Source organism: Streptosporangium jomthongense (assembly GCF_042650425.1).
Classification (GTDB): domain Bacteria; phylum Actinomycetota; class Actinomycetes; order Streptosporangiales; family Streptosporangiaceae; genus Streptosporangium.
In genome coordinates this window covers 13866-36281 of the sequence record NZ_JBHSBC010000002.1, presented here as the reverse complement: position 1 = coordinate 36281, position 22416 = coordinate 13866, and the positions used below count along the sequence as shown (strand labels likewise).

Sequence of the window (22416 nt, the reverse complement as noted above, 5' to 3'; positions counted from 1 at the left end):
ACCGATAAATCATCGTCACATGTGTCGTTCAGGGCTTTTTCCGGCCGGTCGGCCGGTCCGCTGGCGACCGGCCGCGGCGGCCGTGTAGAAAAGCACCTGAGACCCGTACCCGACGCGGCCAGAAAGGACATTCGATGGTGGCAAGTGTCGCTGTTCTGTCCGATATTCACGGGGTGTTGCCCGCGCTTGAGGCCGTGCTCGCCGAACCCGAGGTGATGGCCGCCGACAGGATCGTCGTCACCGGCGACCACGCCGCGGGCCCCCAGCCCGTCGAGGTGCTCGACCGGCTCCGCGAGCTGGGCGACAGGGCGGTCCTGGTACGCGGCAACGCCGACCGCGACCTGGTCGCGTTCGCGCGGGGAGAGGGCGTCGAGGACGCCTGGGAGATCGACCTGTGGGCCGCGCGGCAGCTCCGCGACGAGGACGTCAAGCTCCTGGCCGACCTGCCCCACCCGGTCACCATGGAGGTCGAGGGCTTCGGCAAGGTCGTCTTCTGCCACGGGACCCCGCGCGACGACAACGAGGTCGTGCTGGTCGACACCCGGCTTGAGCGCTGGGCGGAGGTCTTCGCCGACCTGCCCGGCGACGTGCGCACCGTGGTGTGCGGGCACACGCACATGCCGTACATGCGGCTCGTGGACGAGCGTCTCGTGGTGAACGCCGGAAGCATCGGCATGCCCTACGGCCGCACCGGCGGTCACTGGCTGCTGCTGCGCGACGGCCAGGTCCAGATCCGCCGCACCCCGTTCGACCTCGACGACGCCGTGGAGTCCGTGGTGCGCAGGTCGGGTTACCACGACTGCCGCTCGTGGGCCGAGCACTACATCCACGCCGTCACGACGGACGCCGAGGCCGTCACCGCCTTCGGCCCGCGCGACGGCCGTACGGCCTGCTGAACGCCACCAGCCGGTCACCGAGGGGACTTCTGCGGTACAGGACGTGCCGCCCGTCACGGACCCGGGTGACCAGGCCGGTGCCGTACGGCACGCGCAGGTGCTGGGAGACGGCGTTCGGGGTCACCCCCATGCGGCGGGCGAGTTCGACCGTCGGCGACGGCTCCTCAAGCAGGCCGAGCAACGTGGCCCTGGGCGCGCCCAGCAGCGCCGCCAGGGCGGTGGCGTCCGGGGGCGGAGCCGATTCATTAAACCCCACCCTGCGTTGCTTGGCCGTTCGCGCCGGGTGGCGTGGACTTCTCACGTGGGCTCCTCCGGGGCGGGGAGCGCCGGACCGAGCGAGAGGAAGAGGACATGGAGGGGTTCGATCCGCGCACGAGCTTCGGCCGTGAGGTGTCCATGCGCTACGACGCCGAGGACACCCGTGGTGACGAGGAGCGGACGGTCGCGTTCCTGGCCGGGCTCGCTGCCGGGCGTGACGCACTGGAGTTCGCGGTGGGCACCGGCCGCGTCGCCCTGCCGCTGGCCGGAAGCGGGATACGGGTCGACGGCGTCGAGCTCTCACCGGACATGGTGGACCGGATGCGCGAGAAGCCGGGCGGCGACCTGATCGAGGTGACCATGGGCGACATGTCCACCGTCACCACCGGACGCCGCTACGGCCTGGTCTACCTGGTGTACAACACGATCGGCAACCTCCTCACCCAGGACGACCAGGTCCGCTGCTTCGAGAACGCGGCCCGGCACCTGGCCGAGGACGGGGTGTTCGTCGTGGAGTGCCGGATACCGACCGCCCCGGCGCGCCCTCGTCACCAGTACGTCGACGCCGAGCACGTCGGGGTCGACCACGTCGGCCTGGACGTGTGCCGCTACGACCCGGTGACGCAGATCCTCGACGAGAACCACGTCAGGATCAGCGCCGAGGGCATCGTCCTCAGTCCCATCAGGCTCCGCCTGGCCCATCCGCCGGAGTTCGATCTCATGGCCAGGATCGCGGGTCTCCGGCTGCGCGAGCGCTGGGGAGGCTGGGAACACGAGCCGTACACGGCCACGAGCCGGCGGCACGTCAGCGTCTACGAACACGCCGGGTGAGCCGGGGCGGTCCGGTCACGCCGGCGTCCGGTCCGTGAGGAGGGCGGCGAGGGCGGCCAGGGCCTTGTCCGGGTCGGCGGGCCTGCGGCCCTGGGCCGTCTCGGCGTTGCCGCCGCCCCGGCCCTCGGGCAGCGCTCTGACCAGGTCCGCGGCGGCCAGTCCCCGGGTACGGCCCGCGGCGTTCACGGTGACCACGAGGGCCGTTCCTGACAGCACCGCGGCGACGCCCGGCCGGTCCTCGGGCAGCGCCGTGCCGACGCGCTCCGCCAGGAGACGGGCGTCGGTCTCCGTGGTGCCGGTGGCCAGCAGGACGTCGCCGTGGACGGTCGCGGTCGCGGCGACCTGACCGGCCTCGACGGTCAGGAGCCGGTCGCGGAGCCTGGCCGTCTCACGTTCGCTCTCCCTGAGGCGTTCGGCGAGGGCGGCGACCCGGTCGGCGACCTCCGCGCGGGGGGCGTTGAACTGCTCGGCGATCCGGGAGACGAGGTCGCGCTCGCGAGCGAGGTAGCGGAAGGACTCGATGCCGGTGACGGCCTCGATGCGGCGCTGCCCCGAGCCGACCGACGACTCGGCGGTGACGGCGACGCCGCCGATCTGGGAGGAGCGGTCGACGTGGGTGCCGCCGCACAGCTCCCGTGACCAGGCGCCGCCGATCTCGACGACCCGGACCGTCTCGTCGTAGGTCTCGCCGAACAGCGCCAGCGCCCCGATCTCACGGGCCTCCCGAAGGGGCATGTGGCGCACCTCGACCGGCAGGTCCCCGCGGATCGCGACGTTGGCGGCGTCCTCGATCTCCCCGCGGGCTCCGGCGGGCAGGGCACCGCGCCAGGAGAAGTCCAGGCGCAGGTGGCCGGGCCGGTTGTAGGAGCCGGACTGCAGGGCGGCCGGGCCGAGCGTGGCGCGCAGCGCGGCGTGCACGACGTGGGTCGCCGAGTGGGCCTGGCGGGCGCCCGCGCGCCACTCGGGGTCGACCTGGGCGCGTACGGGCTGTCCCGGCGCCAGTTCCCCGTCCAGGACGCGCACCTGGTGCACGACCAGCCCGGGGACGGGGCGTTGCACGTCCAGCACCTCGGCGGACAGGCTCGGGCCGTGCAGGGTTCCCGCGTCGCTCTCCTGGCCGCCGGACTCGGCGTAGAACGGGGTGCGGTCGAGGACGACGCCGACGATCTGGCCCGCGACGGCCGTGGCCACGGGCGCCCCGTCGCGGAGCACGGCCAGGACCGTCGAGTCGGTGGTCAGCGTCGTGTACGCCCGCCAGTCGGTGGGGCCGTGCTCGTCGAGAAGGGCGCGGTGCAGTCCGGTGTCGGCGTGGCCGGTCTTCCTGGCGCGGGTGTCCTCACGGGCGCGGCGCCGCTGCTCGGCCATCAGCTCCCTGAACCCGGTGACGTCCACGTCGAGGCCGTGTTCGGCGGCGATCTCGACGGTCAGGTCGATCGGGAAGCCGTAGGTGTCGTGCAGCTTGAAGGCCGTGGCCGCAGGCAGCCGTTCCCCGGTCCGGATGATGGCCCGGTCGAGCAGCGCGCTGCCCTGGCGCAGCGTCGAGCGGAAGGTCTCCTCCTCGCCGTAGGCGTAGGCCGAGATTCGGTCGAAGTCGGCGGCCAGCTCCGGGTAGGAGGGCGCCATGCAGTCGCGGGCCACCGGCAGCAGTTCGGGCAGGACCGGGTCCTCGTAGCCGAGCAGCCGGACGGCGCGGATCGCCCGGCGCAGGATCCGGCGCAGCACGTAGCCACGTCCCTCGTTGGAGGGGGTGACGCCGTCGCCGATCAGCATGAGCGCGGTGCGGACGTGGTCGGCGACGACCCGGAGCCGGACGTCGTCGGGGTGGCTCTCGGCCGCGGACGGCCCGGAGCGCACGCCGTATCTGGTTCCGGTCAGCGCCGCGGCGGCGTCCAGGACGGGCCGGGTCTCGTCGGTCTCGTAGAGGTTGTCGACGCCCTGGAGCAGCGCCGCCATGCGTTCCAGGCCCATGCCGGTGTCGATGTTGCGGGAGGGCAGCTCGCCGAGGATCGGGTAGTCCTCCTTGCCGACGCCCTCGCCCCGCTCGTATTGCATAAAAACAAGGTTCCAGAATTCGAGGTAACGGTCCTCGTCGACCTCGGGCCCGCCCTCTCGCCCATAGGCCGGGCCACGGTCGTAGTAGAGCTCGGAGCAGGGCCCGCACGGCCCGGGGACGCCCATGGACCAGAAGTTGTCGGCCTTGCCGCGCCGTACGATGCGGGCCTCCGGCAGGCCGATCACGTCCTGCCACAGGGCGTGGGCCTCGTCGTCGTCCAGGTAGACGGTGGCCCAGATCCGGTCGGGGTCGAGGCCGTAGCCTCCCTCGGCCCGAGGCTTGACCGTCAGGTCCCAGGCGAGCCTGATCGCCTCCTCCTTGAAGTAGTCGCCGAAGGAGAAGTTGCCGCTCATCTGGAAGAACGTGCCGTGCCTGGTGGTCTTGCCGACCTCGTCGATGTCGAGGGTGCGGATGCACTTCTGCACGCTGGCCGCCCGGGGGGACGGCGGTGTCCGCTGCCCGAGGAGATAGGGCTTGAACGGCACCATGCCCGCGTTGACGAACAGCAGCGTCGGGTCGTCGGCGGGCAGCGGCGCGCTGGCGGCCACGGTGTGCCCCGCCGCCGCGAAGTGCTCAAGGAACCGCCGTTTGACCTCCGCCGTCCGCACTTGCCCTCCCGAATACCGCCAGTCTTTGCAATTGCAAATTTGTTGCAACAAGGCATCGTACAGCCGCCGCCGGAACCGGAGGCCATCTTCAGCGCATCAACGGCTTCGTGCAATGATGACCGGCGAAGGCGAGCGCGGACGAGGAAGCCGGTGCGAATCCGGCGCGGTCCCGCCACTGTGATCGGCGAGCGGACCCCCACGAGGTCACCGCCCCCTGCGGGGTGGGAAGACGGGGGCGAGCATCGACCCGAGAGCCAGGAGACTCACGCGGTCGCCTCCTCGACGAACTGGGGCGGATCTCCCCGGAGAGGAGCGGGTCGGCCGATGGATGACCTCGCGTGGCGACGACCGCACGAGCCCTCCGCGCCGACGTGTGCCCGGAGACGACCTCCTGGCCGGTTCCGTGACCTTCCGGCAGGGCCGTCCCATGGTGCAGATCCCGTGAGAGGAACCGTCCGTGACGGTCAGACGTCCCCTGTCCCTGTTGCTCGCCCTGTCCTGCGCCGTGCTCCTGGCCGGTTGCGGCGCCTCCTCCGGAGCCCCGGCTGAAGCCCCTGCCGGGGCCGTCGCGGGCTTCCCGGTCACCCTCGACGACTGCGGCGTCAGGACGACCTACGACCGCCCGCCGCGGCGGGCGGTCTCCCTCAACCAGCACGCGACCGAGGTGATGCTGGCGCTGGGACTGCAGGGGTCGATGGCCGGCACCGGATATCTCGACGACAAGGTCCTGCCCGAGTACCAGGCCGCCTACGACGGGGTGAAGGTGCTCTCCAGGCAGTACCCCTCCTACGAGGCGCTGCTGGCCGAGGAGCCCGACTTCGTCTACGGCGGTTTCTCCAGCGCCTTCGACGAGAAGGAGGGCCGCGGCCGCGACGCGCTGGGCAAGGCCGGGATCGACACCTACCTCAACGTCGAGCAGTGCCCGTCAGGCCCGGTGGACATGGACCTGATGGACCGGGAGATCCGCAACGTCGCCACGATCTTCGGCGTGCGCGAACGGGCCGAGGCGCTCATCACCCGGCTGCACGAGCCCCTGACGCGGGTCAGGGAGAGGCTCGCCGACGTCGAGCCGGTCAGGTTGTTCGTCTACGACAGCGGCGACAAGACCGCCTTCACCGCCGGGGGCAAGGGCGTCGGCGACGAGATCATCACGCTGGCGGGCGCGCGGAACGTCTTCACCGACGTGGACAAGACGTGGGCCGACGTGTCGTTCGAGCAGGTCGCCGAGCGCGCGCCCGACTGGATCGTCGTCTACGACTACGGCGAGGAGAAGGTCGAGGACAAGAAGAGGTTCCTGCTGTCGAACCCGGCGCTCGCCGACGTTCCGGCGATCAGGCACAGGCGGTTCGCGGTGCTGCCGCTGTCGTCGGTCGTGCTCGGGGTCCGGGCGCCGTCGGCGGTCGAGTCGCTGGCCCGGCAGATCCACCCCGACCGGTTCGAGTGAGCGGCCTGACCGGGCTCTCCCGGACGACGCCCGTCACCCGGCGCCCCGGCCTGCCGTACCCGCTGACGCTCGCGCTGTGCGCGCTGCTGCTCGGCGGGGCGGTCACGGCGGGGGTCGCGGCCGGTTCGATCAGCCTGCCCGCCGAACAGGTGTGGGGCATCCTGCTGCACCGCCTCCACCCCGCGCTGGCCGAACCGGTCTGGTCCCCGGTCAGGGAGACCGTCGTCATGGACGTACGGCTGCCGCGGGTGATCCTGGGCGGGGTCATCGGCGCCGGTCTTTCGGTCTGCGGGATGGCGTTGCAGGCGCTGGTGCGCAACCCGCTGGCCGATCCGATGCTGCTTGGCGTCTCCTCCGGCGCCAGCGTGGGCGCGGTGAGCGTAACTGTGTTCGGCCTGACCTTCCTCGGACCGTTCTCACTGCCGGTCGCCGCGTTCGCGGGGGCGCTGGCGGCGCTGGTCACGGTCTATTTCCTGGCCCGGTCCGGCGGGCGGATGACCACGGTACGGCTGGTGCTGGCCGGGGTGGCGACGGCCGAGGTGCTCTCGGCGGCGGCCAGCTTCCTGGTGGTGACCTCCGACGACCCGCACCGGGCCCAGTCGGCCGTCCGCTGGATGCTCGGCGGCGTCGCCGGGACGACGTGGACGACGGTGTGGGTGCCCGCGGCGGCCGTGACGGCGGGCACCGTCGTCCTGCTGGGCGTCTCGCGCCCGCTGAACCTGCTGCTGGCCGGGGAGGAGGCCGCCGCCTCCCTGGGGTTGGACGTGCACCGCTTCAGGGCGGCGCTGTTCGTGCTGGTGGCCATGGTGATCGGCACCGTCGTCGCGGTCAGCGGGGCCATCGGGTTCGTCGGGCTGATCATGCCCCATGTGGTGCGGCTGCTCGTCGGGGCCGACCACCGGCGGGCGCTTCCGGCCACGGCGCTGCTCGGGGCGGCGTTCCTCATCACGGCCGACCTGGTCGCCAGGACGCTGATCACCCCCGAGGAGATCCCGGTGGGGATCATCACGGCGCTGGTCGGCGGGCCGTTCTTCCTGTGGCTGATGCGCAGGAGGACCTGATGGGCGCTCTGGCCGTACGGGAGGTCTCGGTGCGGATCGGCGGCAGGGACCTGGTGCGCGCGGTGACGTTCGAGGTGGCCCCCGGTGAGGTGCTCGGCCTGGCCGGGCCCAACGGCGCGGGCAAGTCGACCCTGCTGAGGACCCTCTACCGGGTGCTGCGCCCCACCGCCGGGCAGGTGCTCCTCGACGGGCACGACGTGTGGCGGATGCCGGGCAGATGGCTGGCCCGCCGGCTGGCCGCGGTGCTTCAGGATGGCGGCGGCGACTTCGGGCTGAGCGTCCACGACGTGGTGTCCATGGGACGTACCCCGCACAAACGGGCCTTCGACGGCGACTCCCCCGCCGACCGGGCGATCGTCGCCGAGGCGCTGGAGCGGCTGGACGTGGCCGATCTGGCCCACGCGCCCTTCGACCGGCTCTCCGGCGGGGAGCGGCAGCGGGTGTTGATCGCCCGGGCGCTGGCGCAGCGGCCGGAGGTGATGGTGCTGGACGAGCCGACCAACCACCTCGACCTGCGCCACCAGCTCGACGCGCTGCGCCTGGTGCGCGGGCTCGGGATCACCGCGGTGATCGCACTGCACGACCTCAACCTGGCCGCCGCGTTCTGTGACCGCCTGTGCGTCATGGACGGCGGCGCGGTCGTGGCGCTCGGGACCCCGCGCGAGGTGCTGACGCCTGAGCTGCTGCGGGACGTCTACCGGGTGGACGCCGAGGTCGGGGCGCATCCGAGGACGGGCGTCCCCCAGGTGACGCTGATCACCGAGGGGGACGCGCCGTGAGGGGCTCCGCGCCTCAGTAGCCCAGTGAGACGGTGTGGCCGACGGTCTCGGGGACGGCCAGCGTGGCGAGGATGGCGTCGGCGAGGTCCGCGCGGGAGATGAGGATGCCCCCTCTGACGTTGACGTCGACGGCGGTGCGGTACGGCTTGCGCCTGCCGTCGGTGAGCCGGGGCGGACGCATGATGGTCCAGTCCAGGCCACTGGCGCGGACGGCGTCGTCGGTGCGGACGAAGTCGGCGAACCCCTCACGCAGGAGGCGCTGCAGCATCGGCTTGACCAGCAGGCGGCTGACCGGTCCGTCGCCGCTGTCGACGATGTGGCCGCTGGCCGTGACGACGACAAGGCGGCGGGTCCCCGCGGCGCGCATCGCGGCGATGATCGCGCGGGCGCCGTCCGCGCACACCGATCCGCCGCCTCCCGGCCGGGGGCCAAGGGCCGAGATCACGGCGTCCCCGCCGGTCACGGCGGCGACGACGGCCTCCGGGGCCGCGGTGTCCATGACGTCGGCGACGACCGGCTCAAGCCTCGGGTGGCCGGTGGACGTCAGCCGGGCCGGGTCGCGCACGACGGCGGTGACGTGGTGGCCCGCGGCGAGGGCCTGCTCGACCACGTGCCGCCCGGTACCGCCGGTCGCTCCGAACACGGTCAGCTTCATCTAAACTCCATGTGGTTAGTAAACGTTCGCTAACCCTTGGAGGTTAGTGAGCGATCACTAACCTCGTCAAGCGACGCCCAGCCAGAAAGGGACCGAGATGGGCACCAGGGACGTGATCCTCGACGCGGCGACGGCGGTGATGGCCGAAAGGGGCCTCGCCAACGTGACCACCCGTCAGATCGCGCAGGCCGCCGGGTTCACCGAGGCGACGCTCTACAAGCACTTCGCGGGCAAGGCCGACCTGCTCGTGGCGGTGATGCGGGAACGCTCCCCCGGCTTCACCCGGCTGGCGCAGGCGCTGAACGGCGGGGCGGGCACGGGCACGCTCCTGGGCAACCTCACCGCGCTGGCCCAAGCCGCGATCGCCTTCTACGGCGAGGGCTTCCCGATGCTCGCCTCGGTGTTCGCCGATCCGGCGACCCTCGCCGCGCACCGGGAGGAGCTACGTGTCCACGGCGCCGGTCCGCACAAGGTCAACGAGGCCGTCGCGGCCTACCTGAGCGCCGAACGGGACCTCGGACGGCTGCGGCCGGAGACCGACGTGACCGCCGCCGCCGGGCTGCTGCTCGGGGCCTGCTTCCAGTACGCCTTCCTTGGGCACATGACGCCGCCCGGCGACCGCGACGATGAGAAGGCCGCGGCGTCCTTCGCCCACACCCTCCTCGAACGGCTCACCGTGTGACGACCACTTATGGGATAGAGATCTTCACCGTGGCGTCGCCGTACGCCGATTCCGTGTGGGCGTCCCGCTGAGCGGGACGTTTCCATGGGCGGTTCCCCTCCGGCCGGCGGATCATCTCGGCAGGGCGGAAACGGCTCCCGCGTGGGACCCCCGGCCACGCGCCGGGGGTCCCACGCGGGACGAGTCAAGGAGATCCCCATGCCACGTCCCCTGCTGGTCCTGCTGGTCTGCGCGGCCGTCGTCGCGGCGCTGCCGCCGCTGTGGCGCCTGCTCGCCAGGCGGGTCAACACCCAGGTCCGCCGGATCAACCGGTGAACGCGCCCGACGGGCTCGACGGGCTCGACGGGGACCGGCGCGACCTGGTCGCCGCGGCCTGGCGGCACGTCACGGGCGACCGGCTGCGGGAGCTGTTGCGCGGCCTGGTGGACATCCCCAGCCCCACCGGCGGCGAGCGTCCCCTGGCCGAGCACATCGCCGCCACCCTGACCGCCGCCGGTGTCACGGCGGCCGTCCAGCCGCTCGACGACCGGCAGGCCAACGCGTGGGGCCGGTTGCGCGGCGACGGCGGCGGCCCCGACCTCATGCTGTACGCGCCGATCGACACGCTGACCACCGGCCGCGAGGACGAGGACGTCCCGTGGATCGGCCCCGCGCTGCGCCCCGACATGCGCCCCGCCGCCCGCGTCGAGGGCGACCTGGTGACCGGGCTCGGCGCGGGCAACCCGAAGGGGCACGCCGCCTGCGTGCTGATGGCCGCCGAGGCCGTCCACCGGGCCGGGCTGCCGCTGGCCGGGGACCTGCTGGTCGCCTTCGGGTCGGGCGGCATGCCCGCCAACGCGGCGCCCGGCGCCGGACGGCGCAATGTCGGGCAGGGGGTCGGCTGTTCCTACCTGCTCGAACAGGGGCTCTGGGCGGACTTCGCGGTGATCGCCAAGCCGGGGTGGACGGTCTGCTGGGAGGAGGTCGGGCTGGCCTGGTTCGAGGTCGTCGTCCACGGCGTCCACACCTACGCCGGCTCACGGCACCGCCTGCCGTACGAGAACGCGGTCGCCAGGGCGGGCGAGGTGGCCGTACGGCTTGAGCGGTGGTTCGCCGGGTACGCCGAGCGGCACACCGAGGGGACGGTCGCCCCGCAGGGCGTCGTCGCCGCGATCGAGGGGGGCTGGCCGTACCGGGCCGCGGTGACCCCGGCCGTGTGCCGGCTGCTCGTCGACCTGCGGCTGAGCCCGCGCACGACCCCCATGGAGGCCAAGCGGGAGTTCGGCGCCGCGATCGAGGAGATCCGCGCCGAACTGCCCGGCGCCCCGGTGACGTTCGAGATGGTGCTCGCCGTACCCGGCACCGCCTCCGACCCCGGGGGCTGGGTGGCCCGTGAGGCCGTCGCCGCCTGGGAGGCCGCCGAGGGGCGTCCGCACGAGGTGGCCCTCGGCAACAGCGGCGCCACCGACGCCAACATCCTGCGGGGGCGGGGGGTGCCGACCGTGCGGATCGGCATGCCCAAGATCGCCGGGCTCGACTTCTCCCTGGGGATGAACACCGCCGACGTCAGGGAGATGGAGCGGCTCACCCGGCTGCTGGTCCGCGTCGCCGTCAACACGGTCACCAGGTCCCGCACGGAGGTGGGCATATGACCACATCGGTCACAGAGGGTAGCTATTTCGAATGGAACGCACCAAACTACTCCTCACAGGTCTCCGAACCACCTGGGAGGTCCCTGCGATGACGGTGCTCCCGTTCGCCCGCGCCGGATCGACGCCGGGCAACGCCGAGGCGATGAACTCCGTCCTGGGCAAGGCTCGTCTGATCATCGAGGCCTTCACGGCCGAGGACGACGCCCTGTCCCTGTCCGAGCTGGTCAGGCGCACCGGGGTGGCCAAGGCGAGTGTGCACCGGATCGCCCAGGAGCTGCTCGGCTGGGGAGTGCTCGAACGGGCGGGCAGCCACTACCGCCTGGGGCTGCGGCTCTTCGAGATCGGCCAGCGGGTGCCCAGGCAGCGGATCCTGCGGGAAGCGGCCCTGCCGTACATGGAGGATCTGCTGCTCGCCACGCACGAGACCGTCCACTTCGCCATCCACGACGGCCTCGACGTGCTGTACGTCGAGAAGCTCATGGTGCACCGGGGCCTGCGCAAGCAGTCCCGGGTCGCCGGGCGGCTCCCCCTGTTCTGCACCGCGACCGGGAAGGTGATCCTCGCCTTCTCCCCTCCGGCCCTCTTCCACGAGGTCGTACGGCGCGGCCTCACCCCCATGACGCACCGGACGATCACCCAGCCGGGGCTGCTCCAGGCCCAGATCGCCAGGGTCAGGGCGGAGCACCTCGCGGTCGAGGCCGAGGAGACCAGGCTCGGTTACACGAGCCTGGCCGTGCCCGTCTTCGGGGACACCGGCGCGCTCGCGGGCGCGTTGTCGATCACGGCGCCCACCTTCAGGATGAACCACGGCCGGTTCACGGCCGCGCTGCGCACCGCGGCGCTCGGTGTCTCCAGGACGCTCCAGGCGACGGGCTGACGCCTACGCGGAGATCGGGTGCCCGGCGAGGAAGGCCAGGCTCAGCCCGTTGTAGCGCACGGCCTGCTCGTGCTGGGGCCAGTGGCCGCACTCGTCGAACAGCACCAGCTCCGAGCCCGCGATGGCCCTGTGCATGGCGGCCGCCTCCGGCACCTCGCCGAAGGGGTTGTCACGGCCCCACACGATCAGGGTCGGCACGTCGAGCCTGGCGAGGTCCTCCGGGCGCAGGATGTTCCGCAGCCGGGTCTCCATGTCCTGCAGGCACAGCAGGTTGCCGATGTTGGCGGCGAAGCCCGGCCGGTGGTAGACGGCGTGCCTGACCGCGACCAGTTCCTCGGTCGCGTCCTTCGCGTCGGCCATCAGCAGCCGCAGCCGCCGCCTGGTCAGGTCGATGTCGTCGCCGGTGACCGCCTGCCTGGTCGAGGTGCGGATGCGCTCCATGACCTTCGGGTTGGCCACGGTGCCCCCGGCGCAGAGCAGTTGCAGGGAGGCCACCCTCCCGGGCGCGTCGATCGCGGTGCGCGCCCCGACCCAGCCGCCGAGGGACTCTCCGACGATGTGGGCGCTCTCGATCCCGGCCGCGTCCATGTAGGCGAGCAGGTGGTCGCGGTAGCGGGGGATCTCGTAGGGGTAGTCCGGCATGCCGGTGTATCCGTGGCCGAGCATGTCGATCGCGTGACAGGCGTAGCGGTCCGCGTGGGCGCCGAGGTTGCGGGCGAAGGCCTCCAGGTGGCCGCTGGTTCCGTGCAGGAAGATCACCGGCTCACCGGTCCCCGCCTGCAGGGAGCGGGTGGGGACGCCCCCGGCGTCGACGGTGGTGACCCGGAAGTCGAGACCGGTCAGTTCGGTCCAGATGGTGGTGGTCATGGGGTTCTCCTCCATGGTCGTTCAGGGGTGGTCGACGGATCGCAGGAAGCCGTCCACGACGGCGTGGTAGGCGGCGGGCCGTTCCTCCTGCAGGTGGTGCGAGACGTGGTCCATGACGTGCAGGTTTCCGCGCCTGAGCATCCGCGACAGCATGAGCGGGTAGTCGGGGGTGAGGAAGGCGTCCTCACGCCCCCAGATGAACAGCGCCGGCGCCTCGACCAGCCCGAGCTCGGCGGTGAGGTCCTGCCAGTCGCCCCGGGGCGAGTCCGTCATCGCGGCGAGTTCGCGCTCCCCTGGGTCGAGGCTCTGCCGCCAGCGCATGTCCACGGTCTCCTCGGGCAGGCGCGCGGCGTCGTACCACTCCAGCCGGGTGATCAGCTCGCGCATCTTCTCCCGGGTCGGTCCCCGCCCGCCGTAGTAGACGTCGCGGGCGGCGCGGCCCCGGTGTCCGCGCTCCGGCAGGGGCGCCAGAGGACCGTAGAAGACGGGCATGCTGCCGGTCACCACGAGGGAGCGGACACGGTCGGGGTATCGGGCCGCGAGGCACAGCGCGATGGTGCCGCCCCAGGAGTTGCAGACGAAGTCGGCCCTCTCGACGCCGAGGACGTCCATGAACGCGACGGTCTTCGCGGCATGGAAGTCCCACATCGGCCCACTGATTCGGCATTTTTCGGATTTGCCGTACTGGAGGATGTCCACGATCAGGCACCTCCGGCCGGCCGAGAAGTACGGCGCGACGGGCCCGAAGTCGCTCCAGCCGGTGCACCCGGGGCCACCGCCGTGCAGGAAGATCGTGTCCGGCCCCTCCCCCAGCTCGTGGAAGTGGTACCTGACGCCGTCCGCGTCGGCGAAGCGGCTCTCGGGCGGGACGCCCGCCGCCGGTGAGGGCATGCCGGTCATCGGTGACCTCCCGCGGGGTCGAGTACGGCCACGCCCATCCCGGTGAGCCACTCGGGCATGGGCGCATAGACCAGCGGCGTGCCCGGCACGAAGCCGAGCGCGGCGGCCATCACCAGCCAGCTCCGCAGCTCCTGGCCGCCGTTGCCCGCCGCCTCCTCCACCTCGGCGGTCGTCAGGGAGGCGTAACGGCGCAGACGGCCGCCCGCGAGGTCGTCGAGGAAGGCCTGGTCGAACTCGGGGAAGATCGTCGGGCGGGCGGCCACGATGATCTCCCTGCGCCGTCTGTCGTAGCGTTCCCACTCGCCCCGCCCGTTGGTCCAGGCGTCGACCAGGAAGGCCTCGTCGTCGTCCTGGGGGTCCGCCCAGTCGCTCGGCCACGGCAGCCGGTGGGACAGCCCGCCCGAGGCGACCACCACCACGCGCCGGTCCCCCGCGATCCGTCCCACGGCCCCGGCGAGGTTCTCCCCCAGCCGGACGCAGCGCGCCAGTATGGGCAGCGGCCGGGCGAAGACGTTGACGACCAGCGGGACGACCGGCACCTCCAGGTCGCCGAGCAGGTACTGGATCGCGTGCGACTGCCCGTGGTCGATCTGCAGCCGGGCCGAGATCGCCACCTCGGTGCCCGCCTCGACCAGGTCGGCCGCCAGCGCCCGCGCGAAGGCGGGGTCGGTCCGCTGGGGCCCCTTGGGGGTGCCCGCCTCCCCCGTGGCGACGACCTCGCCGACGCCCACGGTGAAGGCCGGGACCAGGTCCAGCCAGAGGCCGCGGAAGTGGTTCGACCCGACGATCACCACCACGTCGGGGCGCGCCAGCGCCACCCGGTGTCTGGCGGTCTCCAGCGCGTCGCGGAAGGCCTCCGCCCGGTCGGTGTGCACGACCCGGTCCCAGTGCGTGTTCATCAGGGTCGAGTGGGACGCCCCGACCCCGAGCACGATGTCAGACATATCCGGCCCTCAGTCCGTGTTCCCTGCGCGCAGCCGTTCGAGGCGTTCCTCGGTGGTGTCCTCGGCGAGTTTGCGCCACCGCAGGAGGGAGTCGTCGGGACGGTAGAGCTTCTCCGGCGGCGCGTCGGTGACCTCGACCATCCACTTGTCCTGGCCGGAGAACTGGCCGTGGAAGAGCCAGCGCACCGCGCCGAGATACTTGGCGTAGAACGGCAGCGCCCGGACACCCCTGCTGAAGTCGGCCAGCATGCCGACGTACAGGTGGTTCTCCGCGTCGACCGGCACGTAGAACTCGTAGTGGATGAAGGTCGGGTAGACGATCCGCAGGACGCCCGGCATGCCGACCGAGGCGAACCCGGGGAACTCCTGGGCCGCGATCGTGGGGTTGACCCGGCGGTGCGAGGCGGTGTTGCCGATGTTCTGGACCGTCCTCGGGGGGCGGGCCTTGTACCACGCCGTCCCCGACCACCTGCCGAGGCCGGGGAAGTCCGCCTCCCAGAACTGTTCCCGCTGCACCCGGTAGATCCAGCGTCCGCGCCTGACGATGCTCGTGGTGTTCCAGACCGGCATCGGTTTGAACAGCCGCCACAGCGCGGTGCGGTGGAGATACTTGGCGTGCCCCTCGTCGTAGCCGTTCTCGCAGGCGAACCGCCAGTTGCCCGCGCGCGCCTGGATCCGCTGGCCCACGACCGCCGGGTTGCCGACCAGTTCCTCCGGCAGCTGCTCGTCGATCGGGTGCGGCCTCTCGCCGTCGCCGACGTACACCCAGACCAGGCCCAGGCGCTCCTCGACGTCGTAGGTCGGCTGGGTGACCTTGCCACAGATCGGCGACCCCGGGCCGTCGGTGATCGCGGCCTTCAGGACGCCCGTCTCCAGGTCGAAGGTCCATCCGTGGTAGACGCAGGAGATCGTCCCGGGGAACTGCTTGTCGCCGTGGCTCAGCGGAACCCCCCGGTGGGGGCACCGGTCCCGCATGCCGTACACCCTGCCCCGGTCGCGGATGACGAACAGGCGCTCGCCGAGCAGGGTGACGGGGCGCGGCTTCTCACCGACCTGCGAGGAGAAGCAGACCGGGTACCAGTAGCCGCGGAAGCCCGCCGCCGCGGCCTGGTAGTGCGGCCAGCTCGACCAGTCCTGACGGCCCGGCAGCCTGCCCGCGCGGTACCCCCTCACCGGACTCACGGTCGGATTCACGGTTGGATCAACGGTTTCGGTCATGTCTGCTCCAGTCGCCTCACGCCGGTGCCGGGAGCAGACCATCCGGCCCGGGGCCCGGGGAAGGAACCCGGTTCACCCAGCGGACCGCGCGGCCAAGCGCACGGCGGTCCGGTGAGCGGTCCCCGCCACGGGACCTGACCGGGGTGCCCGGCCTACGTTCTGCTGCGAGAACGCACCGACCCCCAGGGAGCCCGTGGTGAGCACCCCCACACCCGTCTCGGCCGACGTCCTCGTCGTCGGCGCGGGACCTGCGGGACTGTACGGCGCCTACTGCGCCGGATTCCGCGGCCTGTCCACCGTCGTCGTCGACGCCCTGCCGCAGGCGGGCGGCCAGGTGACGGCCCTGTATCCGGAGAAGGAGATCCGCGACGTCGCCGCCCTCCCCGCGGTCAGGGGCAGGGACTTCGTCGCCGCCCTGGTGGAGCAGGCCTCGGCCTTCGGCGCGACCCGCCTCATGGGCAGGCGGGCCGTACGGCTCGAACACCGCGACGGCGAGCCGGTCGTGACGCTGGACGACGGCACGGTCGTCAACGCCCGCGCCGTCGTGCTGACCTCCGGGATCGGCACACCGACCCCGCGCCCGCTGGAGTGCGGCCAGGAGTGGCTCGGCACGGGCCTGTCGTACTTCGTGACCGACCCCCGGGCGCACACCGGCCGGGACGTGGTGGTCGTCGGCGGCGGCGACAGCGCCCTGGACTGGGCGGACACGCTCGGCCCGATCGCGCGTTCGGTGACCCTCGTGCACCGGGGGGCCGTCTTCCGCGGGCACGCGGCGACCCTCGACCGCGTCAGGGCCGGGCGGGCGCGCGTCCACACCGAGACACGCGTGACCGCGCTCGAAGGGGACCTCACCGCGGGCCGCCTGGCGAAGGTACGGCTGCGGGCCCGCTCCGGCGAGGAGACGGTCGTCGCGGCCGACCACGTGATCGCCGCGCTCGGCTTCGTCAGCGACCTGGGCCCGCTGCGGGACTGGGGGCTCACCCTGCGGGGCCACACGGTCGCCGTCGACCGGTCGATGCGGACCAACCTGCCCAGGGTGTACGCCGCGGGCGACCTGGCCGGTTACGAGGGCAAGGTGCGGCTGATGTCCGTCGGCTTCGGCGAGGCCGCCACCGCCGTGAACCACGTGGCCGTCGACCTCGACCCCGGCCTGTCCCTGTTCCCCGGCCACTCCACCGACGGCCCCTGACCCCCGAAAGGACACCACCGTGACCTATGTGATCGGCCCCGGCTGCATCGACGTCCTCGACCGTTCCTGCGTCGACGTCTGCCCCGTCGACTGCATATATGTCGGCGAACGCAAGAGCTACATCAACGCGAGCGCGTGCATCGACTGCGGCGCGTGCGAGGTCGAGTGCCCCGTCTCCGCGATCGTCGTGGACCGGCGCGCCCGAGGGGACGAGACGCTGAACGCCCACCTTGAGGACTCCCGCGCCTTCTTCCTTGAGGTGCTGCCCGGCCGTGACCGGCCCCTCGGCGACCCCGGCGGCGCGCTGCCGACCGGCGAGATCGGCGTGGACACCCCCCTGGTCACAGCGCACCCGAAGCGAAACGGCGGCCTTCCGTGACCCGCCCGGGCCCGCCGAGCCGGTGGCCAGGGCCGGACGAGCAGTTCCTCAGCCGAGGCTAGGACCTCGTCCAGACCCATCCCCTGCTGTCCTCGTCGTGGGAGGGGCTGCCACCGACCGCGAACACCTGGTCTCCCCCGGGGACCTTGGCCATGTCGAACACCTCGGGTGCGTTGTTGGCTTTGGGCGCCTTCTCGCGGGTCCAGGACCGGCCGTCGAAGTGGAGCAGAATGCGATGCTCGTCGTAGGCGTAGTTGGAAGCGCCCAGCCATACCCCGCCATGGCCGTCCGGCGCCACGGATCCGAACGAGATCGCCTCCTCCGGGACGCCGCCGGGCAGGTCCCATCGGCTGCCGTCCCAGCGCATCAGCAGTGCGGCCTGGCGGCGGCCCGGCCGCATGATCGTGCCCGCGACCCAGACCTCTCGTGCCGACACCGCCGCGACGTCGCGGAACGAGGCCTTCGCACCGCTGAGCGACGGCGGTGCGGGCACGGCTCTCCAGCGGCGGCCGTCCCAGTGTTCGATCGCGGAGACCTCCCCCAGATCATCGCGGGTGAGTGCCCACAGGTCGTCCGGGGCCGCCGCGCTCAATCTCTTCACGGACGAGGCCGAGGAAACAGGGACCTCGGCCCAGCCCGACGGAGACCAGTGCGCGAGAGGGAGGGGGCGCCAGCGCGGATTCTGCCGTGTCCCGGTGATCTGGCCGCCGGCGATCCACACGTCCTCGGGACCGGCGACGACGGCGTCGTTCAGGCGGGCCGAGCGCGGCCAGGGTGGTCTTCCCCGGCTTGTCCACCGGCGGCCGTCCCAGCGCCACATGTCCGCGTCCTGGTCGAAGATCCAGACGTTGGTCGCGGCCGTTCCGGAAACGACCGTGGGATACCGCAGGGTCCTCGGCGGGCGGGTGGACCGCCATTCGTGTCCGTCCCAGCGCCACAGGCTGCCGCCGTACGGGCCGACGGGCTCACCGTCGGTACCCACCGCCCACGCCTCGCCGGGCGCGACCGCGACGACCCTGGTCACCTCGGAGCCTCCATGGACCGTCTCGGCCCACACTCCCGCGGACAGAGGCGGGCCCCCCTCGGCCGGAGTGCCGTGCCCCGATGCTCTCCCCGAGGCGCCCCGCGAGTCCGCGGCGCCGTCGCCCGAACATCCCGCCGCGGCGACGCCCAGCACCGCGAGCACGGCCAGCGACCCGATCACGAGCGAATCGCGCGGGAACCGTGCCATGGAGCAGAAGCCTACGCATCCCGATCGGATGCTGTTCGTCCGGTGAGGCGGCGGTGGCGGTGACCGGCGCGAAGCACCACATAAAAATTACGGACGGCGATGATTCCAGAACGTTCTCCTGGATAGCTGTCCTTTCTCGCGTTTTGGTGGAGTAAAGGGGGCGGCGATGACGACACATCACTCCGGCAGCGGCGACACGGCCACCATGCCGACGGACGTGAACGCCCGCCTGTCGTTCTTCGACCGCTTCGCCACCAAGGCCGCCGCCTTCGTCTCCGGCGCCTGGTTCTTTGCGATGTGCGTGCTACTGGTCCTGATCTGGGCTCCGTCGTACTTCCTCTTCGGTGACGTCGACACCTGGCAGCTGATCATCAACACGGCCACCACCATCGTGACGTTCCTGCTGGTGGCCCTGCTGCAGAACACGCAGAGGCGGGCCGATGAGGCCCTGCAGCACAAGCTGAACGCGATCGCCGACGCGCTGGCCGACCTGATGAAGCAGGTCGCCGCCGACCGGCAGCTGAAGCAGTTGCACGAGGACATGCGCGAGCTGCGTGCCGCCGTCGGCCTGGAGAACAAGGAAGGCACCTGATCCCGGCCCGCGGTTCTCACGCACCGTGGCGAGCGCCGACACCGGCCGATCACGACGACGCCCGCCGGCGTCGTGGCGTAACCGATCTCCCGCAGGCACCTCTTCGGATCGTGGCGACTGAGCGATCGGGCCGGCCGAGCGATCGCGGCGGCCGATCAGGAGAGCGGCCTCTCCTTTTTCGGCCGTGGATCATCGACATCAGCAGCCCGTGGGCCTCGGCGTCGGCGGCCACCACAAGCCCGCGGCCCGCCCGCCCGATCGGGGCGCCGTCGATCCCGGTGACCACACAACCGGCGGCCCGGCACACGGCGATCCCGGCGGCGAAGTGCACGCTCCCGGACAGGTCACCACCGTCGGTGACGTACGCGGCGCGTCTACCGGCCGCGACCCAGGCCAACGCCAGCGTCGTGGACACGACCCTCGGCCGGAACCGCTCGGCGAACCCGGCGTGGGCCAGCAGGTCAACGGCCCGGAACCCGGGCGCGCTCGGGAACGGCGGGTCCAGGTTGACGTCCACCAACCGGCTGGCGGAAGTGGGCACCAGCCGCGTGTCGGCTCCGTCGTGCCGCGTCCAGGCGGACTCGCCGTCGGTGAAGAGGACCTCGCCGCCGAACGGGTCGGCCACCGCCGCCGCCCCGTCGCGCAGCGCCACGTTGACCGCCACCGGCATGCCGCCGACGGCGTAGTTCAGCGTGCCGCACAAGGGATCGACCAACCACTGGCGCTCGGCGCCGGCCGCGCCCTGCCGCCCGCCTTCCTCGCCGAGCACCGCGTCATCGGGCCGGGAGGCACGGAGGACGCGGAGGATCGCCTTCTCGGCCTCCACATCGGCGGTCGTGGCGAAGTCTCCGGCGCCCTTGTCGATGCGGGCGAGCCGCCGGCCGTACAGGCCACGCACCACGTCAGCGCCGGCACACGCCGCGGCTATCGCGACCTCGGCGTCGCCGGGACCCGCGTTGGAGTCGATCACGCCGTGCAGGGTACCGGGAGCCGGTCTCCATCGGCCGGATCGGACGTCACCCGTACGGCTGACCGGCGGGCCCTGTCTGCCACCGGACAAGGCTGTGAACATTCCCACCGTCGCCGCTGGCCGCACCACGTTGGCCGGAGCGGTGATGGCGTCGCCACCGCCAGCCAGGAAAGCATGCTCGCTGCGGTCTGGCGCCAAGGATCACAGGCCCGATGATCGGTGTCCATGCTGCCAAGCCGAATCAGACCAGGAGTCGGTACGCCCACCGGGTAAGGGCGAGGCCGGACTCCAGGGATGTTCATCCCGATGACCGTTGTCGGCCACCGCACTGGCAATCTCTCCAGGCGGGGCATCTCCGAAAGGCGTCGACGCCTTGCGGCCTGACCGGCGCGCCAGCGAACACCTCGCGATTGTGCGGCATACCCCGGGGAGGTCAGCGACGGGCTGTTCCCTCTTGGTGGCCTGCCGGAACAGCTGGCTTTGGCTCGGAGCGGTCATTCGTTTCCAGGACCTTTTCAAGCCGTTGTAGAGCCTGCCGCGGATCGCCATCCCTACCTCATTCCGCTGCTTGTCAGTCAAGCGCCTCTGACCGATACCGGACAAAAGATTCGTTGATCCGATGGACCTGTTGCCGCACCGCGCACATGACGGCGCCTGCGCCAAGCCGTCGGTGGGCGCCCGCCCGCTAGAGGCGCCGACCAAGGCGGACCTGCCCGCCTCACCGACTCGTTGATATCTCCTTTCCAGAACTGCACCTTCGGACCAAAAATCTTGAAGGCCGCAGCCTCGCCGAAGGTCACCGAACCTTCAACCAGGTCACCTGCGGCGCCCACGCGACGCCGAACGCACCAATTCCCTGATCAAGACCATCTTCAAGGCGCTGCGGCGAATGATTCTCGGCTCTTGGGGCATCGGCACGATCCTCAAGGCCGCTCTCTTCTATGCTCGTCTGGAACATGGCGACACCAGATGGCCGATCAAAGATCACCATGAGCTGTCACACGGAGGCTTAATCAATGGCTCAATGACAATCCATACGAACGATAGTCACGCTATGAAGCCATCCCATCGCGCAAAAGATCTTGCGCCCCCGAAGACGGACATATAATCTGTCACCGCGCAGACAAGATTAGACATTGAAGTTCAGACACACGGCACCACCGCATCAAATCGGGACAGCAGGATTATCATCTTTTCACCCCTGACTGCCTTTTGAAAGGTGCAAGTTTGGACAGTGAGGCCATCAAGCCCAGGATTCGGTCAACGCGGCCTACGGACAGGTGGCAGGCTACAAAAACGTGGAAGTCTGCATCGCCGGGCGGGGGGCGATATTCTAGACCGCCCGCGCCCTGCAGATGGAACTGGGCATGGCGTCGTTATCTGACAATTTTGACCCGGCCAGGCCAGGATCACACCAAGGCCGCTCAGCGAATGGGCAGGAAACGCATCCGCTGATGCCGCGCAGCCATCCCCTGATTTCTTCCTCGGACGATCGCAGCGTTCGCACGATGCTGCCCAGATTTCATGGAGGTGCAGAACAGCCGCCCAGAACAACCGGCTCAGGTGGCGCCTGCGCCTGGTCCGCGAAAAGACTCGACAACCGTTCGTTCGAATTCTGAAAGGATAACTTCATGCTCCGTAGAGTTTCCCTGACGATCGTCGCATTGACCACACCGGCTATGGCCGTCCTCTCAACGGCCCCGGCCAGCGCCGAACCGGCTCCCGTCACGGCCGGTGACCCCGTTGTTCAGCAGGGGACGCTCACCCCTGAGGGACGGGCCAGTCAGATGAAGCTTCTGCAAGGCGCCCCCGCGCCGCGACCCATCTCCGCCGAAGACCTTCCGCTGAAGGAGGAGGACAAGCCGAGCGCGACGAATCGCGCGCGCGGCGACGCCTCGATGCTGGCAGCGGACATCTATTGTGGGAATTGGCTGAGCGATCCCGGATCGGCCACTTTCTCAAGCAATCGAGTCGGGGTTGCCGGCACCGTCTACAACGGAGGTGGAACAAACAGCGACGGCTACGTAGAATACTTCCGGTCGCAGGTGAACGACGGGGTTCTTTCAGCTAACGGTATCACCTTCGGCTGGTCCAAGTCGTACAATGACTACGTGCCGGGCGGGACTCCGCCCAACGACAGGGTGACGACCGGTTGGTGGGACAATGCTGGCGATCCGCATTTCTGCGGCTGGGGCAGCGCGCTCGGCCGTACAATCACCTCCCCGAACACCGCTTACACCGCCGGCATCCGGAAGAACGAGGCCACCTACATTCGCGCCCACTCCGACTGGAACGGCGCGTGGTGGTACGGCGACAGGAAATCCTACTAGAGCGACCAGCGTCGTACGAAG

The 22416-nt window shown here is 71.1% G+C and carries 22 protein-coding genes and 1 riboswitch; of the genes, 12 read left to right on the top strand and 10 right to left on the bottom strand.

Features of this window, described 5'->3' with window-relative positions:
* The first annotated feature begins 134 nt into the window (after positions 1 to 134).
* Complete coding sequence (locus tag ACFOYY_RS03410; protein WP_352011856.1) at positions 135 to 896, top strand: metallophosphoesterase family protein; 762 nt, start codon at positions 135 to 137, stop codon at positions 894 to 896.
* On the opposite strand, the gene ACFOYY_RS03405 is transcribed toward ACFOYY_RS03410, so the two are convergent.
* On the bottom strand, positions 856 to 1152 hold the full coding sequence (locus tag ACFOYY_RS03405) for an ArsR/SmtB family transcription factor (RefSeq protein WP_386187745.1): 297 nt from the start codon (positions 1150 to 1152) through the stop codon (positions 856 to 858). The genes ACFOYY_RS03410 and ACFOYY_RS03405 overlap by 41 nt on opposite strands.
* A 95-nt stretch (positions 1153 to 1247) precedes the next feature.
* On the opposite strand from ACFOYY_RS03405, the gene ACFOYY_RS03400 reads away from it, so the two are divergent.
* Positions 1248 to 1985: a class I SAM-dependent DNA methyltransferase gene (locus tag ACFOYY_RS03400; RefSeq protein ID WP_352011854.1), complete on the top strand. Its 738-nt coding sequence runs from the start codon at positions 1248 to 1250 to the stop codon at positions 1983 to 1985.
* Between the two features lie 15 nt (positions 1986 to 2000).
* Here ACFOYY_RS03400 and alaS read toward each other — a convergent pair whose 3' ends face one another.
* Positions 2001 to 4646: an alanine--tRNA ligase gene (gene alaS / locus ACFOYY_RS03395; protein ID WP_386187743.1), complete on the bottom strand. Its 2646-nt coding sequence runs from the start codon at positions 4644 to 4646 to the stop codon at positions 2001 to 2003.
* 141 nt (positions 4647 to 4787) lie between these two features.
* Positions 4788 to 4910, top strand: a riboswitch (cobalamin riboswitch).
* Between the two features lie 193 nt (positions 4911 to 5103).
* Here alaS and ACFOYY_RS03390 point away from each other — a divergent pair.
* Genes ACFOYY_RS03390 through ACFOYY_RS03380 form a run of 3 tightly spaced genes read left to right on the top strand, consistent with a single transcriptional unit; the run spans position 5104 to position 7930 of the window.
* Positions 5104 to 6090: an ABC transporter substrate-binding protein gene (locus tag ACFOYY_RS03390; RefSeq protein WP_386187740.1), complete on the top strand. Its 987-nt coding sequence runs from the start codon at positions 5104 to 5106 to the stop codon at positions 6088 to 6090.
* Complete coding sequence (locus tag ACFOYY_RS03385) at positions 6087 to 7151, top strand: FecCD family ABC transporter permease (protein WP_352011851.1); 1065 nt, start codon at positions 6087 to 6089, stop codon at positions 7149 to 7151. The genes ACFOYY_RS03390 and ACFOYY_RS03385 overlap by 4 nt, the downstream gene beginning before the upstream one ends.
* Positions 7151 to 7930, top strand: coding sequence for an ABC transporter ATP-binding protein (locus ACFOYY_RS03380; protein WP_386188051.1), 780 nt, complete (start codon positions 7151 to 7153; stop codon positions 7928 to 7930). The genes ACFOYY_RS03385 and ACFOYY_RS03380 overlap by 1 nt, the downstream gene beginning before the upstream one ends.
* A 13-nt stretch (positions 7931 to 7943) precedes the next feature.
* On the opposite strand, the gene ACFOYY_RS03375 is transcribed toward ACFOYY_RS03380, so the two are convergent.
* Positions 7944 to 8585: an NAD(P)-dependent oxidoreductase gene (locus tag ACFOYY_RS03375; RefSeq protein ID WP_386187738.1), complete on the bottom strand. Its 642-nt coding sequence runs from the start codon at positions 8583 to 8585 to the stop codon at positions 7944 to 7946.
* A 97-nt stretch (positions 8586 to 8682) separates the two neighbouring features.
* Between ACFOYY_RS03375 and ACFOYY_RS03370 the strand changes: the two genes are divergently transcribed.
* The 3 genes from ACFOYY_RS03370 (at position 8683) to ACFOYY_RS03360 (ending at position 11775) form a co-directional block, all read left to right on the top strand.
* On the top strand, positions 8683 to 9267 hold the full coding sequence (locus tag ACFOYY_RS03370) for a TetR/AcrR family transcriptional regulator (protein ID WP_386187736.1): 585 nt from the start codon (positions 8683 to 8685) through the stop codon (positions 9265 to 9267).
* Positions 9268 to 9578: 311 nt separating this feature from the next.
* A complete protein-coding gene (locus ACFOYY_RS03365) occupies positions 9579 to 10898 on the top strand; it encodes a M20 family metallopeptidase (RefSeq protein ID WP_386187734.1) in 1320 nt (439 codons plus the stop codon).
* 88 nt (positions 10899 to 10986) lie between these two features.
* Positions 10987 to 11775 (top strand): IclR family transcriptional regulator, encoded by a 789-nt coding sequence (locus ACFOYY_RS03360; RefSeq protein WP_386187731.1) that lies wholly within the window; start codon positions 10987 to 10989, stop codon positions 11773 to 11775.
* 3 nt (positions 11776 to 11778) lie between these two features.
* On the opposite strand, the gene ACFOYY_RS03355 is transcribed toward ACFOYY_RS03360, so the two are convergent.
* From ACFOYY_RS03355 to ACFOYY_RS03340, 4 genes are read right to left on the bottom strand one after another with little or no spacing between them, the layout of a single operon-like run.
* Positions 11779 to 12642: an alpha/beta fold hydrolase gene (locus tag ACFOYY_RS03355; protein ID WP_386187728.1), complete on the bottom strand. Its 864-nt coding sequence runs from the start codon at positions 12640 to 12642 to the stop codon at positions 11779 to 11781.
* Between the two features lie 21 nt (positions 12643 to 12663).
* Positions 12664 to 13542 carry an alpha/beta fold hydrolase gene (locus ACFOYY_RS03350; RefSeq protein ID WP_386187726.1) on the bottom strand — a complete coding sequence of 293 codons (879 nt, stop codon included), beginning with the start codon at positions 13540 to 13542 and terminating at the stop codon, positions 12664 to 12666.
* The gene (locus ACFOYY_RS03345; RefSeq protein WP_386187723.1) at positions 13539 to 14486 is read right to left on the bottom strand and encodes a DODA-type extradiol aromatic ring-opening family dioxygenase; all 948 of its coding nucleotides are present in this window, start codon (positions 14484 to 14486) and stop codon (positions 13539 to 13541) included. The genes ACFOYY_RS03350 and ACFOYY_RS03345 overlap by 4 nt, the downstream gene beginning before the upstream one ends.
* Before the next feature lie 9 nt (positions 14487 to 14495).
* A complete protein-coding gene (locus ACFOYY_RS03340; RefSeq protein ID WP_386187721.1) occupies positions 14496 to 15659 on the bottom strand; it encodes a Rieske 2Fe-2S domain-containing protein in 1164 nt (387 codons plus the stop codon).
* 241 nt (positions 15660 to 15900) lie between these two features.
* Between ACFOYY_RS03340 and ACFOYY_RS03335 the strand changes: the two genes are divergently transcribed.
* The gene (locus tag ACFOYY_RS03335) at positions 15901 to 16893 is read left to right on the top strand and encodes an NAD(P)/FAD-dependent oxidoreductase (protein WP_352011843.1); all 993 of its coding nucleotides are present in this window, start codon (positions 15901 to 15903) and stop codon (positions 16891 to 16893) included.
* Between the two features lie 19 nt (positions 16894 to 16912).
* Entirely contained in the window at positions 16913 to 17272 is a 360-nt protein-coding gene (locus ACFOYY_RS03330; protein ID WP_352011842.1) for an indolepyruvate ferredoxin oxidoreductase subunit alpha, read from the top strand.
* A 58-nt stretch (positions 17273 to 17330) separates the two neighbouring features.
* On the opposite strand, the gene ACFOYY_RS03325 is transcribed toward ACFOYY_RS03330, so the two are convergent.
* Positions 17331 to 18503 (bottom strand): hypothetical protein, encoded by a 1173-nt coding sequence (locus ACFOYY_RS03325; protein ID WP_386187718.1) that lies wholly within the window; start codon positions 18501 to 18503, stop codon positions 17331 to 17333.
* A 166-nt stretch (positions 18504 to 18669) separates the two neighbouring features.
* Between ACFOYY_RS03325 and ACFOYY_RS03320 the strand changes: the two genes are divergently transcribed.
* On the top strand, positions 18670 to 19095 hold the full coding sequence (locus tag ACFOYY_RS03320; protein ID WP_386187715.1) for a low affinity iron permease family protein: 426 nt from the start codon (positions 18670 to 18672) through the stop codon (positions 19093 to 19095).
* A gap of 49 nt (positions 19096 to 19144) precedes the next feature.
* Here ACFOYY_RS03320 and ACFOYY_RS03315 read toward each other — a convergent pair whose 3' ends face one another.
* Together ACFOYY_RS03315 and ACFOYY_RS03310 are read right to left on the bottom strand one after the other, a co-directional pair.
* Complete coding sequence (locus ACFOYY_RS03315) at positions 19145 to 20065, bottom strand: inositol monophosphatase family protein (protein ID WP_386187713.1); 921 nt, start codon at positions 20063 to 20065, stop codon at positions 19145 to 19147.
* Between the two features lie 796 nt (positions 20066 to 20861).
* Entirely contained in the window at positions 20862 to 21056 is a 195-nt protein-coding gene (locus ACFOYY_RS03310; protein ID WP_386187711.1) for a hypothetical protein, read from the bottom strand.
* 796 nt (positions 21057 to 21852) lie between these two features.
* Between ACFOYY_RS03310 and ACFOYY_RS03305 the strand changes: the two genes are divergently transcribed.
* Positions 21853 to 22395, top strand: coding sequence for a hypothetical protein (locus tag ACFOYY_RS03305; RefSeq protein ID WP_386187709.1), 543 nt, complete (start codon positions 21853 to 21855; stop codon positions 22393 to 22395).
* Positions 22396 to 22416 lie beyond the last annotated feature (21 nt).